The sequence below is a fragment of the Streptomyces sp. NPDC056347 genome, from assembly GCF_042262625.1.
Taxonomy (GTDB): Bacteria; Actinomycetota; Actinomycetes; order Streptomycetales; family Streptomycetaceae; genus Streptomyces.
Genome location: NZ_JBHJQP010000016.1, coordinates 1 through 15,645, shown reverse-complemented (window position 1 = coordinate 15,645; position 15,645 = coordinate 1). Strand labels below are relative to the sequence as shown.

Below are 15,645 nucleotides of genomic sequence, written 5' to 3'. Positions count from 1 at the left end.
GGACCAGGATGCCGTTGATCGGGTCACTTGCCGCTCCGGCGCCGCTCGTTTTCCCCGAATACGTCAGTACGCCGGAATAGATCGGAGGCGTAGTCACATACGCAACAGAGAACACCACAAGGTCTTCCCAAAGGGAGCGTCAATTCTCATATAGTGACCAGGACTTAGCTTGGAATTGTCAGCTCCAGTTGTCGCTTTTGCGTCTGACGTGCCGGACTGACCTTTCGTGAGCCGTTCGACCCGCCCGTTCCGCCCGATCCGCCCGATCCATCCACCCATCGCCCGTTCCGGTTCGCCCCGTCCGTACCGGTTCACTCCGCCCGCACCCGTCCGCTCCCAAGGACCCCCATTGAGCGCCTCATCCCGGCCGACCGCAGTGGCCCTGCTGATATCGCTGGTCGTCACCGGCTCCCTGTGCCTGTGGGCGGTCCTCGCCGCCCCCGACTCGATGCGGACCGAGCTGGCCTGGGGTCTGGGCGGAGCCGCCGTGCTGCTGTCCACCGCCGTGGCCGTCGCCGTCCGTGCCCGCGCCGAGGTGAAGCGGCAGCGTGCCCGGCTCGCCTCGGAGACCCAGCGGTTCACCGGTGAGATCAGCCGACTGGTGTCCGCCTCCGCGGCCGAGGGCCAGCGGTTCACCGCGGAGACCGCCCGGATCAAGGCGGCCGCGGCCGCCGAGACCGCCCGGGTCAGGTCCGCGGCCGAGGCCGAGACCGCCCGGCTCACCGCGCAGGCCGCCGCCGAGTCCGCCCGGCTCACCGCCGACATCGCCCGCCTCACCGCCCGCGCCACCCGCAGCGAGACCGAGCGCTCCGCCGCCGTCGCCGCCTGCGCCAACGCCGCGGGCCGGATGCAGGCCCTGTCCACCAGCATGCTCGCCGACCTGCGCGAGATGGAGCACCGGCACTCCGCCGAGGACGTCCTCGGCGACCTGCTCCACCTCGACCACCGCACCGCCCAGGCGGGCCGGCTCGCCGACTCGATCGCCGTACTGACCGGCGCCCGCTCCGGGCGACGCTGGGCCAAGCCGATCGTGATGGAGTCGATCCTGCGCGGCGCGATGGGCCGGATCAGCGGTTACCAGCGCGTACGCCTCCACTCGACCAGCGATGTCGCGGTCGCCGGTCACGCCGCCGAGGGCATCATGCACGCGCTCGCCGAGCTCCTCGACAACGCCGCCAACTTCTCGCCGCCCACGGCGGAGGTCCACGTGTACGTCGAGGAGGTCCCGGCAGGCATCGTGCTGACCGTCGAGGACAGCGGCCTGGTCATGAGCGATGTGCAGCTGCGCCGCGCCGAGCGCGCGGTCTCGGCCGTCGACCAGGACCTGACCGGCCTGTCCGGCACCCGTCTCGGCCTCGCCGTCGTCGGCCGGCTCGCCCGCAAGCACGGGCTGACCGTCTCGTTCCGGCCCTCCGCCCGCGGCGGCACCGGCGCCCTGATGATGCTCCCGCAGGAGCTCCTCACCCGGGCCACGGCCCCCGTGCCCGCCCCCGCGCCGGCCCCGGAACCGCTGACCGCGCCGGTGCCCGAACCGGAGCCCGCCCACGGCACCGCACCGGCCGGCCCGGACGGCGCCGAGCGTGCGAAGGACCCGGAGACGGGCGCCGGAACGACCCCGGGAGCAGCCGGCGCGGCGGCCTCGGGAACCGACGCCACCGCGTCCGAGACCACCGGCAGCCTCCCCCGGTTCGGCGAGAGCGGGCTGCCCAAGCGACCCCGCGGACGCACCCTCGCCGCAGCCGAGGCCCGCGCCGCCCAGGCCCAGGCCGAAGGCTCCGCGGCCCCCCGGCCCCGTACCTCCGACCCCAAGGAACAGGCAGCCCGCTTCAGCAGCTTCCGCAGGGCCGTCCGCTCCAACTCCCCGCACCCGGAAGAAGGCAACACCCGATGACCGCCACCACCGACGAGAAGCTCAACTGGCTGCTGGAGGGGCTCCTGGAGCGCACCCCCGGCACTCGTCACGCCCTCGTCCTGTCCAGGGACGGCCTCAAGCTGTGCCGCACCCCCGAGCTGTCCGTGGACCAGGCCGACCAGCTGGCCGCTATCTCGGCCGGTATCCAGAGCCTGTCGCACGGCGCGTCCGTCGAGTTCGGTGACGGCACCGGCGGCGTACGGTCCGCGATGGCCGAGTTCTACGGCGGGGTGCTGTTCATCGTCGAGGCGGGCGACGGCGCCCACCTGGCGGTCGTCGCCTCCGAGGACTCCGACGTCGGCCTCATCGGCCACAACATGAGCGAGCTCGTCGAGCAGCTGGGCGAGCACCTCAGCGCCCCGCCGCGCGCCCGCGCGGACGCGGCCGACGCCGACGCGACCGTATGAACCGGCCCCGCCCCCTCCGGCCCGGCCGGGACGACACGCCGGACCGGCTGTACACCCTCACCGGTGGCCGCAGCCGGTCCGACTCGGACGCGTTCGACCTGGTGACCCTGGTGGTCTCCGAGTGCGAGCCGTCCCCCGGCATGCAGTCGGAGCACGTGACGATCCTGCGGATGTGCCAGTCCCCCACCGCGGTCGTGGAGATCGCGGCGGGCCTCGGCCTGCCCGTCAGCATCGTCCGGATCATGCTGTCCGACCTGCTGGACACCGGACGGATCAGCGCCCGTCATCCCCGTACTGCCCGTGTCGCGGACCGGCTCCCCGACCCCGACATCCTGGAACAGGTGCTCGTTGGACTCCGCAACCTCTGACCGTGCCGCCCTGCAGGCGACCGCCGACAACGGACTGAAGATCGTCGTCGTCGGCGGCTTCGGGGTCGGCAAGACCACCATGGTCCGCTCCGTCAGCGAGATCCGTCCGCTGAACACGGAGGAGACGATGACCAGCGCGGGCGAGGCCGTCGACCACCTCGACGGGGTGCACTCGAAGACGTCCACGACCGTCGCCTTCGACTTCGGCCGGATATCGCTCGACGAGCGCTCCGTGCTCTACCTCTTCGGCGCCCCCGGCCAGGAGCGCTTCTGGTTCCTGTGGGACCGGCTGTTCTCCGGCACGCTCGGCGCCGTCGTCCTCGCCGACACCCGCCGCCTCGCCGACTCCTGGTACGCGATCGACCGGCTGGAGCACCACGGCACACCGTTCATCGTGGCCTGCAACGACTTCGGCGGCCCGCTCCACACCGAACAGCAGATACGCGAGGCGCTCGCCCTCTCCGACGACGTGCCGCTGGTGGAGTGCGACGCGCGGGACCGCTCGTCCAGCAAGTACGTACTGATCACCCTGGTCGAGTACCTGCACTCCCTCTCGAAGTCCTCGAAGGGCGGGGCTCCGGCCCGGTCCGCCGCCCGCCCGGCGACCCTGCCGGAGAAGACCCCGGAGCCCACCCCGTGACCCAGCCCCCGGCGGCCCCCGCCGGCTGCCCCGTATCCCAGGGCCGCGTACCGCTCTCCGGCCCCCGCTTCCAGACCGAGCCGACCCGGCTCTACCGCGAGATGCGCCGCGACCACGGCGCCGTGGCCCCGGTCGTCCTCGACGGCGACGTACCCGCCTGGCTGGTCCTCGGCTACCGCGAACTGCACCAGGTCACCGCCGACCCGGTGCTCTTCAGCCGCGATTCCGACCTGTGGAACCAGTGGGACCGAATACCCGGCGACTGGCCCCTGCTGCCGATGATCGGCCGCAAGCAGCCGTCGATCCTCTACACGGTCGGCCCCCGCCACACCGAACGCGCCGCGATGATCAGCGACGCGCTGGAGGCCGTCGACCCGTTCACCCTGAAGCGGTACGCCGAAGGCTTCGCCGACGGCCTCATCGACCGCTTCTGCACCACCGGCAGCACCGACATCATCGCCGAGTACGCGATGCTGCTGCCCGCCCTCGTCCTCGCCCGGATCTACGGCTTCGACGACACCCTCGGCGCAGCCCTGGTCGGCTCGCTCAACGACATGATCGACGGGCGGGAACGGGCCCTGGCGGGCCAGCAGCACCTGGCCACGTCCATGTTCCAGCTGCTCGCCGACAAGCACGCCGAGCCCGGCGACGACGTGGCCTCCCGGATGCTCGCCGACCGCGGCGGCTTCACCGACGAGGAGGTCGCGCAGGACCTCATGGTCATGATGGCCGCGGGCCACCAGCCGACCGCCGACTGGATCGGCAACTCGCTGCGGCTGATGCTCACCGACGACCGGTTCGCCGCCTCCCTCTCCGGAGGCCGGCACAGCGTCGCCGAGGCCATGAACGAGGTGCTCTGGGAGGACACCCCGACCCAGAACGTCGCGGGCCGCTGGGCCTCGCGCGACACCCACCTCGGCGGACGCCACATCCGGACCGGCGACATGCTGCTCCTGGGCATCGCCGCCGCCAACTACGACCCGCAGATCCGCACCGACGGCTCCGCGATGACCGGCGGCAACAACGCCTTCCTCTCCTTCGGCCACGGCGAGCACCGCTGCCCGTTCACCGCCCAGGAGACCGCCGAGGTCATCGCCCGTACCGGCATCGAAGTGCTGCTCGACCGGCTCCCGGACATCGACCTCGCCGTCCCCGCCGCACAGCTCACCCGGCGCCCGTCCCCCTGGCTGCGCGGCCTGACCGACCTGCCTCTCACCTTCACCCCCACCCTCGCCCTGGGCCCCGCCACCGGGCCCGACGCGGCACACGACACCGCGACCGACACCAGAACCGACGCCGGAGGCCAGAGATGACCCGGATCGCCCTCGACCCCTTCGTCACCGACCTCGACGGCGAGAGCGCCCGCCTCAGGGCCGCCGGCCCGCTCGCCGAGGTGGAGCTGCCCGGCGGAGTGAACTGCTACGCGGTCACCCATCACGCCGAGGCCCGCCAGCTGCTCACCGACACCCGGATCGTGAAAGACATCAACGTCTGGAACGCCTGGCAGCGCGGCGAGATACCGCTCGACTGGCCGCTGATCGGCCTCGCCAACCCGGGCCGCTCCATGCTGACCGTCGACGGCGCCGACCACCGCCGGCTGCGCACCCTGGTCGCGCAGGCCCTCACGGTGAAGCGGGTGGAGCGGCTCCGGGAGGGCATCGAGGCCCTGACCACCGCGAGCCTGGACCGGCTGGCCGCCCTCCCGAAGGACGAGCCGGTCGACCTGAAGGCCGAGTTCGCCTACCCGCTGCCGATGAACGTGATCAGCGAACTGATGGGCGTCGACAAGGCCGACCACCCCCGGCTGAAGGAGCTGTTCGAGAAGTTCTTCTCGACGCAGACCCCGCCGGAGGAGGTCCCGCAGATGATGGCGGACCTCGGCGCGCACTTCACGAAGATCGTCGAGGGCAAGCGGAGCAACCCCGGAGACGACCTCACCAGTGCCCTGATCGCCGCCTCCGAGGACGGCGACCAGCTCACCGACGAGGAGATCGTCAACACCCTCCAGCTGATCATCGCGGCCGGTCACGAGACCACGATCAGCCTGGTCGTGAACGCCGTCGTCGCCCTCCAGACCCACCCCGAGCAGCGCGAGCGGGTGCTGAGCGGCGAGGTGCCGTGGGAGAACGTGATCGAGGAGACGCTGCGCTGGTCCTCCCCCACCTCGCACGTCCTGATCCGGTTCGCCACCGAGGACGTCCAGGTCGGGGACAGGGTCCTGCCGAAGGGCGAGGCGCTGATCGTCTCCTTCGGCGCGCTCGGCCGCGACGAGGCGCAGCACGGCCCGGGCGCCGCCGAGTTCGACATCACCCGCTCCCCCAACCGCCACATCGCGTTCGGCCACGGCCCGCACGTCTGTCCGGGCGCGGCGCTCTCCCGGCTGGAGGCCGGTGTGGCGCTGCCCGCGCTGTACGAGCGGTTCCCCGCCCTGGAGCTCGCCGTACCCGCCTCCGAGCTGCGGAACAAGCCGATCGTCACCCAGAACGACCTGTACGACCTGCCGGTCACCCTCGGCTGATCCGGCCCGCCGGACCGCCGTCCACGGGCCGGAGCGCGCATCTCATCTCACGGACACGGTGCTCGGCCGTGTCCGTGAGGCACTACGCTCCGGTTCGTGGCCGATATCCAGATTCCCGCTGACATCAAGCCCGCCGACGGACGCTTCGGCGCCGGTCCTTCCAAGGTGCGGACGGAGGCGCTCGACGCGCTGGCCGCCACCGGCACGTCTCTTCTCGGTACGTCGCACCGCCAGGCTCCGGTGAAGAACCTGGTCGGTTCGGTCCGCCAGGGTGTGCGCGACCTCTTCTCCCTCCCCGAGGGCTACGAGGTGATCCTGGGCAACGGCGGCTCCACCGCCTTCTGGGACATCGCGACGCACGGACTCATCGAGACCAGGTCCCAGCACCTCAACTTCGGCGAGTTCTCGTCGAAGTTCGCGAAGGCCGCCGAGCTCGCCCCGTGGCTCGACGCCCCGACCGTGATCGCCTCCGAGCCGGGCACCCACCCGGACCCGCGGGCCGAGGCCGGCGTCGACGTCTACGCCTTCACGCACAACGAGACCTCGACCGGTGTCGCCGCGCCCGTCCAGCGCGTCGCGGGCGCCGACGAGGGCGCCCTGGTCCTGGTGGACGCCACCTCCGGCGCGGGCGGCCTCCCGGTCGACATCACCGAGACGGACGTCTACTACTTCGCCCCGCAGAAGTCCTTCGCCTCCGACGGCGGCCTGTGGATCGGCGTCTTCTCCCCCGCCGCCCTGGAGCGCGCCGCGCGCGTCCACGCCTCGGGCCGGCACATCCCGGAGTTCTTCTCGCTGCCGACCGCGATCGACAACTCCCTGAAGAACCAGACGTACAACACCCCGGCCCTGTCCACGCTCTTCCTGCTCAACGAGCAGCTGAACTGGCTGAACGGCCAGGGCGGCCTGGACTTCGCGGTCCGCCGCACCGCCACGTCGGCACGGGGCCTGTACGGCTGGGCCGAGGACTCCAAGTACGCGACCCCGTTCGTCACCGACCCGGCGAAGCGCTCGCTGGTCATCGGCACGATCGACTTCGCGGACGAGGTCGACGCCGCCGCCGTCGCCAAGGCGCTGCGCGCCAACGGCATCGTCGACACCGAGCCGTACCGCAAGCTGGGCCGCAACCAGCTGCGCGTGGCGATGTTCCCGGCGATCGACCCGGCGGACGTGCAGGCCCTGACCGCCTGCATCGACTACGTGATCGAGAAGCTGTAACCGGACCAGGCATCCGGTGAGGGGCCCCGCGCATCGGCGCGGGGCCCCTCGTCGTTCACCCGGCCGAGTGACGCACGCACATCCGCCCCCGAACGCCCGGACCGGCCTACGATGATGTCCTCGACCACACCCCTTCAGGAGGCCCGCAGTGTCTGCAGAAGCAGTCGAGCACCCCTGTGACGGTGAGCCGGAGTCACTGCTCGCGACGGCCAACAGGCTCGCGGAGCAGAACCCGGGTTCCCGCGTCGAGATCATCGGAGGCGTCATCACCGTGGCCCCGTCCCCGGACGCTCCGCACGCCCGAGTGCTGACCAAGGTCATGCGCCCCTTCATCACGGCCGGGCTCGATGACGGCGAGACGGAGGTTCTCCAGGGAATCGGCGTATGGCTCCCCGGCGGCCCCGCGGACTTCGCCATCCCCGATCTGGCCCTCGTGGACGCCGATCTCGACGAGCACTACATCGAGAACAACTGCTACGACCCCGCCGTCTTCCGCCTCGTGCTGGAAGTGACCTCCAGCAACTACAACAACGACCTGCGCAACAAGGTCGCGGCGTACTCCGAGGCCAAGATCCCGGTGTACGTGATCGTCGACCGCAAGCACGGCCGGGTGCACGTCCTGACCGAGCCCATGGGCGGCGGCTACGACAGCCACCAGGTGTACGCCCCGGGCCAGACGGCCGAGCTGCCCGACTCCATCGGCGCCCCCGTGGCACTCGACGTCGACGCGCTGGTCAGGGCGGGCCGCCCCCGCACCTGATCATCCGGTTCGGCCACCCCCGTATCCGGCCGAACCGGCCGCCGCCGGGCTCGCCGCCCCCGTTCAGCCGGCGGGGGCCGCCGCCAGGACCTCCTTCAGCCGGGCTATGCCCGCGGCCCACGTCTTGTCCCCCGACTCGTCCCACAGCTCGTGCAGCTCCGAGTCGTTCCCCAGCACCGCGTCGAGCGCCCGCACCGCGAGGGGGCGCAGCTCCGGGGCGAAGTCCGGCAGCGGTTCCTTGGGGCCGTACGCGGTGGTCACCGCCTCGCCGCCCGGGCACTGGGCGGCGACCAGTGCGGCCGCCGCCACCGCGACCGCCCCCTCGTCGCTGTCCAGGTACTCCGAGGCCTCGGCCGCGAAGGCCAGCGCCTCACGGACGACCGCTTCCCGTCCGGCCCGCGGCGTGTCGTCCACGGTCCCGGAGAAGTCCGCGGCGCTGTCATTGTCGAAATGGCCGATGTCCCACGTACCCATTTGAGGTGCCCTTCGCGAATGCCGTAGTGCGGACACGCGTGCTCCAGACACACGCGTGCCGTGCGTACGCCCGTGCGGTGCGTACGTTCCCCACTCTGGCAGCCGCCACTGACAGCGCCGCCGTCCCGGCGCTCAGCCCTTCTTCCGCCGCACCCCCAGGAACACCAGGACGGCCACCGCCACGAGCACCAGAGTGCCGGTCGTACCGAGGCCCTTGCCGTCGCCGGAGGAACCGCCCGCCCCGGCGGACGAGGCCGCGGAGTCGCCGCGCCCGGACGGGGACTTCCCGTCGTCGCCGGCCCGGTCCACGTCCACCCGCACCACCTCGCTCCGCTCCCCCTCCGTGCCGAACATCAGCGCCGAGCCGTCCGCGGTGAACGTCACGGACTCGGACTGCGGCTGGAGCGGGCCGGAGACCGCGTGGTCGGCGCCGAGCCTGCCGTTCTCGAAGGCGTAGGCGCGGGTGCTGAAGTAGGACCGCAGCACCAGTTCCCTGCCGTCCGGGGAGAACGCCCCGTCGGTCACCCACGGCACCTCGCCGACCTTCCGGAAGACGTTGGTGGTCCCGGTGGCCAGCTTCGCGGGGCCTTCGTACAGCCCGCCGCCGTTCTCGTTCTTCGATGCGATGTAGACCCGCCCGGTCTTCGGGTGGACCATCAGCGCCTCGGCGTTGCGCGGGCCGTCGGCGTACTTGACGTCGAACTGGGTGGCGGTGACCGTGGCGTCCTTCAGCTGCTTCGGCTCCGGGAAGCGGTAGATCCAGACGTGGTCCCAGCTGCCGTTCAGGTTGTCGCCGATGTCACCGACGTACAGATTGCCGTCCGGGCCCAGGGAGATGGCCTCCACGTCGCGGGGGCTGCCGACGCCCTTCATGGTGATCGTCGCCACCGTCCGTCCGGTCCGGGAGTCGACGGCGTAGACGTACGGGCCGTCGTCGCTGTCGTTGTGCGTCCAGTAGATGCCGGGGTGGGCGCGGCTGGCGGCGAGGCCGCTGGACTCGGTGATCCGGGGGTCCTCGATGGTGAAGGTCCGGTCGGCCCCGCCCTCCGCCGCGGCCGGGGCCGCCCCGGCGAGGAGGAGCAGCGCGGCGGCTGGCAGTGCGGTCAGGTACGAAGGCATGGGACAAGTGTCCATCGTCACGTCGCAGCCGGTGGGAACGATCCACGATGATGACGCCATGAGATTCACGCCAGTCGGTGATTCGATGACGATAGGCCGGGCCGGCGACTTCACCTGGCGCTACCGCATGTGGCAGCACCTCGATGCCACGTTCGGCGCCCCGTTCTCGATCGTCGGACCGCGCACCGAGCTGTACGACACCGACGCGGGCGCCCCCGTCTCGTACGCGTACGGCGCGCCGGACTTCCCCGCCGGGGCCCGCGCCCACCTGGCCGGCTGGGGCGAGGGCTGGCTGCACATGGCGCCGGTGATCGCCGACGTGGTGGCCGCGCACCGCACCGATGTGCTGCTCGTCTCGCTCGGCCTGATAGACCTCGGGTTCTACACGGACAGCGGCCAGACCGCGGAGAACGTGCGGGCGTTCATCTCGGCGGCACGCACCGCGAATCCGCACGTCAGGATGGTCCTGCTGCCGGTGATCCCGAACATCCGGGCCGAGTCGGACGCCCCGTTCGCCGCCGAGTGCGACCGGTTCAACGAGCTGCTGGCGAAGGCCGTCGCCGATCTCGACGAGCCCGCGTCCCCGGTGCTGCTGGCCTCCCGCCCCGCGGGCTACGACATCCACGAGGACACGTACGACGGCACGCATCCCGGTCCCAGCGGCGAGCACGCGCTGGCGGGTGCCTTCGCCGACGCGATGCACCAGGCGTGGGGCCTGGGCGGCCCGTACGTCCCGCGCCCCTGACCGGGCGGAGTGCTCACCGCTCCGTGGCGGGCCGGGCCCGCACATGCATCCGTTCGCCCTGCTGTCCGAACAGGCTGAGGAACTCGACCGGTTCCGGCCCCGCGCTGGCCCAGGCGTGCGGCGTACGCGTGTCGAACTCGACGACCTCGCCCGCCGTCAGCACCAGATCGTGCTCCCCCAGCAGCAGCCGCAGCCGCCCCGCCAGCACGTACAGCCACTCGTACCCCTCGTGCACCCGCTGTTCCAGCGGCCCGGTGGAGCCCCGGCCGCCGGGCAGGATCTGCTTGTACGCGTGGAGCCCGCCGAGGTGCCGGGTGAGCGGGACGAAGGTCATGCCGTCGCGGGTGAAGGGGCGGAAGTGGATGCGCGGGTCCCCGGTGGCGGGGGCGCCGACCAGCTCGTCGAGCTGGACCCCGTACGCCTTGGCCAGCGGCAGCAGCAGTTCGAGGGTGGGTTTGCGGCCGCCCGACTCCAGGCGCGAGAGGGTGCTGAGGGAGATCCCGGTGGTCTCGCTGAGCTGGGCGAGGGTCGTGTCGCGTCGGCGCCGCAGGGCGCGCAGGCGCGGGCCGACGCCGGTCAGGACCGACGTGATCTCGTCGTCCGGCCGTTCCGCCCGGCCCGGGTGGTCGTCCGGTCGTTCCAGGTGGTCCGGGTGGTCCGTGCCGTCTTCCATGCACCCATTATTCGGCTCGTCCGACGAACCGGCGCGGCCCGGGCCCCCGTAGGCACACGCGCACGGCACACGCGCAAGGCACTCGCGTCGGGCACAGATCCCGGGAGCCCGCGTCAGGTCGAAAGGATCATGGAGAGCGAGAGCCTGGTCAGCTCGTCGGTCAGCCACTCCGCGTCGACCTGGCGGGGGCGGCGGCCGTGGTGGGCCATCAGTTCGTCCACCGCGTGGGTCAGCACCGAGACGGTCACCTGGTGGTCGCTCGGCACCGCCTCGCCCCGGCGCACCGCGCGGTCGGCCTCCGAGCTCAGGAACTCGAGCCACATCGCCCGCCAGGTCGCCAGGTGGTTGTCCACCTCGTAACTCACCCCGAGCACCTCGACGAAGGCCACCCGGGCCGCGCACGGGTCCTCGGTCACCGCCTTCACGTACGCCTCGAAGAGCAGCCGGCACCGCACCGCCGTGGAACAGTCCTCCATGCCCTCCGCCATCAGGGCGTTCTCCGCCGCGCGCAGCCCGAGGGTCGCCACCTCGTCGTACAACGCCATCAGCAGGACCTCCCGGGAGAGGAACTCCTGCTGGAAGACGTGGACGGGCACCTTCGCACGGGCGCACAGATCCTCGACACTCGTATGCGCGTATCCGTACGCGCCGAACAACTCCCGCCCCGCACGCAGCAGTCGGTCCCTGGCGCCCAGGAGCTCCATGGACTGCCCGACCGCCCCGTTCCGCCGGCTCGCCACGACACCCGTCATCGGTCCTCCTTCGTCGTCCGTACCGCTGGCCCCCCACTCTCCCCGCTCCGCCCGGCCGGTGGTGGGTCCGCCACGCGTACGATCCGGTGCGCGCGGGGTGGCCTTTCGGCCAAGTCCGATTACCCATCGAACCGTTGTCGGTGTGAGGTGCTATGCGGCGCTCTGGCACTCCATCACTTCCGGGGCCTCCATGACTCCAGGACGCCCGAAGAAACACCCGCCAGGGGGGCGCGCGGCCTGCCGCTTCACGCCCCTGTGCCCATGTCCCGCGCCCGGAGGACCGCCCGCGCGACGGGGAGGCACCGGGCTCAGCCCTCCGCGCCGTCCGCGCCCGCGCCCGCGCCCGTTCCGGCGTCCGTCCCCGCGTCCAGCGCCGGGGCGATCACGGCGAAGGCCCGTTCCAGCAGGGCGAGCGGGTCCTCGGCGCCGTCCCCGTCGCTCCACCGCTCCAGCACCGCGTCGAAAGCCGTCAACGTCAGGCCCGCGGCCAGCCTCGGATACAGCCCGTCGTCCGCGCCGGGCCCCGGGCGCCGCGCCAGCTCCGCCGTCAGGTCGTCGCACCACTGCGCCTGGCGCTCCATGAAGCGTGCCCGCAGGGCGGGCGTCCGCAGGATCAGCCGGACCACGCGCAGCGCCCGCTCGGCGTGATCGGGGTGGGCGCAGGCGGCGAGGGAGACCGAGACGGCCCGCAGCAGGGCCACCGAGGGGCGCTCACCGGCCGGGCGGGCCGCCAGCTCCTCGCGCATACCGGCCCCCATGTCGCCCAGGAACTGGACGACCACGTCCTCCTTGGACGCGAAATAGCGGAAGAACGTCCGCTTGGAGACTCCGGCGACTGTCGCGATCTCGTCGATGGTGACCGCGTCGAAACCCTTCGACGCCAGCAGTTGCAGGGCCGCCTCGGTCAGCTCGCCCGAGACGAGACGGCGCTTGCGCTGGGCCATGGTCAGCTCGGGACCCTGGGACGTATCAGCCATGTTCGACCCTTCGGGCGCTTCCGGGCGGGAACTCACCCGTGCATGGTAACCCGCACAGCGGAACCCCATGCCTTTGATGACACTTACTGAACTTCTTGACACCGAGTGACACCAAGGGCAACGTGTGTCGCATGACACGGCAACAGCACTGGACCACCGAGCAGATCCCGGACCTGACCGGCCGGGTGTGTGTCGTCACCGGGGCCAACAGCGGCCTGGGCCTGGCGACCTCCCGAGCCCTCGCCCACCGGGGCGGGCGGGTCGTCCTCGCCGTCCGCGACGAGGAGAAGGGCCGCCGGGCCGCGGCACGGATCACCGCCGAACGGCCGGACGCCGAACTGGAGGTGCGCCGCCTCGACCTGGCGGATCTCGACTCCGTACGGGCCTTCGCCGAGCGGCTCCGCGCCGAGCACCCGCGGCTGGACCTGCTCGTCAACAACGCGGGGGTGATGGCCCCGCCCCGGACGCCGAGCGCCCAGGGCCATGAGCTCCAGTTCGCCTGCAATCACCTGGGCCACTTCGCGCTCACCGGGCTGTTGCTGGACGCCCTGACGGCGGGGCGCGAGGCGCGGGTGGTGACGGTGAGTTCGCCCAACCACCGGCAGGGGCGGCTCTTCCTCGACGACCTCTCCGGGGAGCGCTCGTACGCGCCGATGAAGTTCTACAACCAGTCGAAGTTCGCCAACGCGGTCTTCGGCCGGGAGCTCCATCTACGGCTGACCGCGGCCGCGAGCCCGGTGCTCAGCCTCCTCGCCCACCCCGGCTACACCTCCACCGGACTCCAGACGGGCACCCCGGTCGCCCCGGTCAGGCTGCTCTACGGGCTGCTGCTCCGCCCACTGGCCCAGACCCCGGAGCGCGGCGCGCTGCCGCAGCTCTACGCGGCGACCCACCCGGACGTGCGGGGCGGCGAGTTCATCGGGCCGGACGGCCCGGCCGAGCTGCGCGGACACCCGGCCCGGGTCCCGCTGGCCCCTGCCGCGGCGGACCCCGAAACAGGCCGCCGGCTCTGGGAGCTGTCGGAGCGGCTGACCGGCGTACGGTTCGCGCTGCCGGAACCGGAGCGGGAGGCGGAATGTTCGGCAGGCGGGGCGGACGCCCCGCCTGCCGTGGCCTGACCCCGGGCGCGACGCCCCCCGGGAGCGGGCGTTCCGGACGCCGCGCGTACCGGACTTCGTTCCATCCGGACGTCACGCGTACCGGTCATCACGCACTCCGGACGTCATGCGCTCCGGACGTCATGCGCTCCGGACGACGTGCTCCGGACGTCAGGCCTTGCCGGTGCAGATCGCGTCGTACGGGCGTCCCGGGCTCGGGAACAGCTCCAGCGGCGTGCTGCCGGACGGGCAGTCCTCGGCCTTCTTCGTCAGGTCGAGGACCTTGCTCCCGCCGCCCCCGGCGCAGGGCACCTCCTTCGCCTGGTCGGTCACGCAGTCGCCCTTCACCAACTGGCCACCGCCCGCACCGGCGTCACCGGGGTGCTCGCCGGACAGGTTGCGGGCGCAGATGGTCTTGCTGGGTATGCCGCCCTTGGCGTTGCCGGAGCCGAAGGAGACCTTCACCGAGATGATCTCGTCCGTACCGGCCGGGCACTGGATGGAGTCGGAGAAGATGGCTCCGTCCTTGACCTCCAGGGCCTTGATGGTCGCCTTGGAGTCGCCGCATTCCAGGGGCTGGTAGGCGTCCTTCGCACTGCTGTCGGGGCCGGCGCAGTCGCCGACCTTCCAGTCCTTGGCCGCATGCGTCCCGTCGCTCGGCGTCTTGTTGCAGGCACCGGCCGCGCCCACGACGAGCGCGACCGCCAGCACCGCCTTCGTACCGTTCAGCAGAGCCGTACGGGAGCGTCGGCGCGGTACGGAATCGATGCCGGTCCGGCCGCCGCCGTGGGGGCGCGTGCTGCCGTTCACTCTCATGCTGCTCCTCAAGTCCTCGGGTGTGGCACGACCCGCGCGGCACCGGGTACGGCACCGGATCAGGCACCGGTGCGCGGGCCGCGCTTGGTGGCGCGCGCGTAAGGACGGCATAAGCGGGCGGCGCGGTTCCCGGGGCACCGGAATCAGTCGGCCGAGGGGTCCGGGGCTGCGAACGAGACGTCGGCGGCGAACGGCACGACCTCCACGTCGCTGCCGAGGCCCCACTCCGCGACCCGCGAGACCGCGGCGGCCGGGACCACGTCACTGATCCCGGGCGCGGCCGGGATGTCGTGCGTGGCATGGGCGTCGTGCGGCATGACGACCCGGTACCCCAGCTCCAGCGCCGTACGGGCCGTGGCCTGCACACACATCTCGGACATCACCCCGCACACGGCGAGCGCCGACGCCCCCGCACCGGTCAACAGCTCCTGCAGGGCCGTCCCGTGGAAGCCGTCGTCCCTGGTCTTGCGGATCACGGTCTCCGTCGCCGACTCCTCGACGGGGTGGTGGAGCGCCCACCCGGGGGTCCCCGGCTCGTCCCCGGTTCCGGGCTGCCCGTCGTTCTGTACGTGGACGACGAGCGCGCCGCCCTTCCGCGCCCGTGCGATCAGGTCCGCCGTCCGGTCGAGCAGCCGGGCCGCGTCGGGCACCGCCCGCGCCCCTTCGGTCGCGTCCTTCTGGATGTCCACAACGATCAGTGCGTGCACGGGAGATGTCTGTCGGGTCGCATGGTTGGTCATGCCGCCATCATGTCCGCCTCCCGGCACATCGTGCGGGCCTCGGCCCCACGCGAGCGGGCCTCGCCCCCCGCGCAAGGCGGAACCGGCGTGTCACAGCCTCTTCACAGCCCTCGGATCCCGATTGTCTCGGCCCGGCCGGGGTTGATAGGCATGATCCGTACGATTGTCTCGCCAAGCTCGGTAGGGGGACTGGATGAAGTTCGACATGGGGTCGCAGGTTCTGACGACGTTGTCGTCGAAGTCGCGCGGGTCGAGTGATGATCTGGGGACGTTGATCCGTCAGCTGGTGCAGGCGGCTGCGCCGTTGGAGGGGAAGTTCCACGGTTCGGGGCGGGTTGCGTTCGACTCGTTCAAGAGCCGGTCGGACGAGATCGCGTCGGCGTTGAACGGTTCGCTGTCGGCTCTCCTGGGTGGTCAGTCCGGGATGGAGCA

The 15,645-nt window shown here is 71.9% G+C and carries 18 protein-coding genes; 11 read left to right on the top strand and 7 right to left on the bottom strand.

Features of this window, described 5'->3' with window-relative positions; translation table 11 throughout:
* Positions 1-349 precede the first annotated feature (349 nt).
* The 8 genes from ACFCV8_RS06380 (at position 350) to ACFCV8_RS06345 (ending at position 7,820) form a co-directional block, all read left to right on the top strand.
* Positions 350-1,891: a sensor histidine kinase gene (locus ACFCV8_RS06380; RefSeq protein WP_376684107.1), complete on the top strand. Its 1,542-nt coding sequence runs from the start codon at positions 350-352 to the stop codon at positions 1,889-1,891.
* Positions 1,888-2,319, top strand: coding sequence for a roadblock/LC7 domain-containing protein (locus tag ACFCV8_RS06375; RefSeq protein ID WP_376684106.1), 432 nt, complete (start codon positions 1,888-1,890; stop codon positions 2,317-2,319). Before ACFCV8_RS06380 ends, ACFCV8_RS06375 begins: the two co-directional genes overlap by 4 nt.
* Complete coding sequence (locus ACFCV8_RS06370; RefSeq protein ID WP_376684105.1) at positions 2,316-2,687, top strand: DUF742 domain-containing protein; 372 nt, start codon at positions 2,316-2,318, stop codon at positions 2,685-2,687. The genes ACFCV8_RS06375 and ACFCV8_RS06370 overlap by 4 nt, the downstream gene beginning before the upstream one ends.
* Positions 2,668-3,327, top strand: coding sequence for an ATP/GTP-binding protein (locus ACFCV8_RS06365; RefSeq protein WP_376684104.1), 660 nt, complete (start codon positions 2,668-2,670; stop codon positions 3,325-3,327). The genes ACFCV8_RS06370 and ACFCV8_RS06365 overlap by 20 nt, the downstream gene beginning before the upstream one ends.
* Positions 3,324-4,640, top strand: coding sequence for a cytochrome P450 (locus ACFCV8_RS06360; protein ID WP_376684103.1), 1,317 nt, complete (start codon positions 3,324-3,326; stop codon positions 4,638-4,640). The genes ACFCV8_RS06365 and ACFCV8_RS06360 overlap by 4 nt, the downstream gene beginning before the upstream one ends.
* Positions 4,637-5,845 (top strand): cytochrome P450, encoded by a 1,209-nt coding sequence (locus ACFCV8_RS06355; RefSeq protein WP_376684102.1) that lies wholly within the window; start codon positions 4,637-4,639, stop codon positions 5,843-5,845. Before ACFCV8_RS06360 ends, ACFCV8_RS06355 begins: the two co-directional genes overlap by 4 nt.
* A gap of 96 nt (positions 5,846-5,941) precedes the next feature.
* On the top strand, positions 5,942-7,060 hold the full coding sequence (gene serC, locus ACFCV8_RS06350; RefSeq protein WP_376684101.1) for a phosphoserine transaminase: 1,119 nt from the start codon (positions 5,942-5,944) through the stop codon (positions 7,058-7,060).
* A 148-nt stretch (positions 7,061-7,208) separates the two neighbouring features.
* Positions 7,209-7,820, top strand: coding sequence for a Uma2 family endonuclease (locus ACFCV8_RS06345; RefSeq protein WP_376684100.1), 612 nt, complete (start codon positions 7,209-7,211; stop codon positions 7,818-7,820).
* Positions 7,821-7,883: 63 nt separating this feature from the next.
* Here the strand turns inward: ACFCV8_RS06345 and ACFCV8_RS06340 are convergent, their stop codons facing one another.
* Together ACFCV8_RS06340 and ACFCV8_RS06335 are read right to left on the bottom strand one after the other, a co-directional pair.
* On the bottom strand, positions 7,884-8,294 hold the full coding sequence (locus ACFCV8_RS06340) for a DUF4259 domain-containing protein (RefSeq protein ID WP_376684099.1): 411 nt from the start codon (positions 8,292-8,294) through the stop codon (positions 7,884-7,886).
* 132 nt (positions 8,295-8,426) lie between these two features.
* The gene (locus tag ACFCV8_RS06335) at positions 8,427-9,413 is read right to left on the bottom strand and encodes a WD40 repeat domain-containing protein (protein ID WP_376684098.1); all 987 of its coding nucleotides are present in this window, start codon (positions 9,411-9,413) and stop codon (positions 8,427-8,429) included.
* A gap of 58 nt (positions 9,414-9,471) precedes the next feature.
* On the opposite strand from ACFCV8_RS06335, the gene ACFCV8_RS06330 reads away from it, so the two are divergent.
* Positions 9,472-10,158 carry a GDSL-type esterase/lipase family protein gene (locus ACFCV8_RS06330; RefSeq protein ID WP_376684097.1) on the top strand — a complete coding sequence of 229 codons (687 nt, stop codon included), beginning with the start codon at positions 9,472-9,474 and terminating at the stop codon, positions 10,156-10,158.
* Positions 10,159-10,171: 13 nt separating this feature from the next.
* On the opposite strand, the gene ACFCV8_RS06325 is transcribed toward ACFCV8_RS06330, so the two are convergent.
* The 3 genes from ACFCV8_RS06325 to ACFCV8_RS06315 form a co-directional block, all read right to left on the bottom strand.
* The gene (locus ACFCV8_RS06325; protein ID WP_376684096.1) at positions 10,172-10,831 is read right to left on the bottom strand and encodes a helix-turn-helix domain-containing protein; all 660 of its coding nucleotides are present in this window, start codon (positions 10,829-10,831) and stop codon (positions 10,172-10,174) included.
* A 113-nt stretch (positions 10,832-10,944) separates the two neighbouring features.
* On the bottom strand, positions 10,945-11,535 hold the full coding sequence (locus ACFCV8_RS06320) for a TetR/AcrR family transcriptional regulator (protein ID WP_376684147.1): 591 nt from the start codon (positions 11,533-11,535) through the stop codon (positions 10,945-10,947).
* Between the two features lie 356 nt (positions 11,536-11,891).
* Positions 11,892-12,560, bottom strand: a complete 669-nt coding sequence (locus ACFCV8_RS06315; protein WP_376684095.1) for a TetR family transcriptional regulator — start codon at positions 12,558-12,560, stop codon at positions 11,892-11,894.
* Between the two features lie 131 nt (positions 12,561-12,691).
* On the opposite strand from ACFCV8_RS06315, the gene ACFCV8_RS06310 reads away from it, so the two are divergent.
* Positions 12,692-13,678 (top strand): oxidoreductase, encoded by a 987-nt coding sequence (locus ACFCV8_RS06310; protein WP_376684094.1) that lies wholly within the window; start codon positions 12,692-12,694, stop codon positions 13,676-13,678.
* Between the two features lie 150 nt (positions 13,679-13,828).
* On the opposite strand, the gene ACFCV8_RS06305 is transcribed toward ACFCV8_RS06310, so the two are convergent.
* Positions 13,829-14,473, bottom strand: a complete 645-nt coding sequence (locus ACFCV8_RS06305; protein ID WP_376684093.1) for a hypothetical protein — start codon at positions 14,471-14,473, stop codon at positions 13,829-13,831.
* 143 nt (positions 14,474-14,616) lie between these two features.
* Positions 14,617-15,213, bottom strand: coding sequence for a cysteine hydrolase family protein (locus tag ACFCV8_RS06300; protein WP_376684092.1), 597 nt, complete (start codon positions 15,211-15,213; stop codon positions 14,617-14,619).
* Between the two features lie 193 nt (positions 15,214-15,406).
* Here ACFCV8_RS06300 and ACFCV8_RS06295 point away from each other — a divergent pair.
* A partial coding sequence (locus ACFCV8_RS06295) for a hypothetical protein (protein WP_376684091.1) occupies positions 15,407-15,645 on the top strand: 239 nt, incomplete at its 3' end.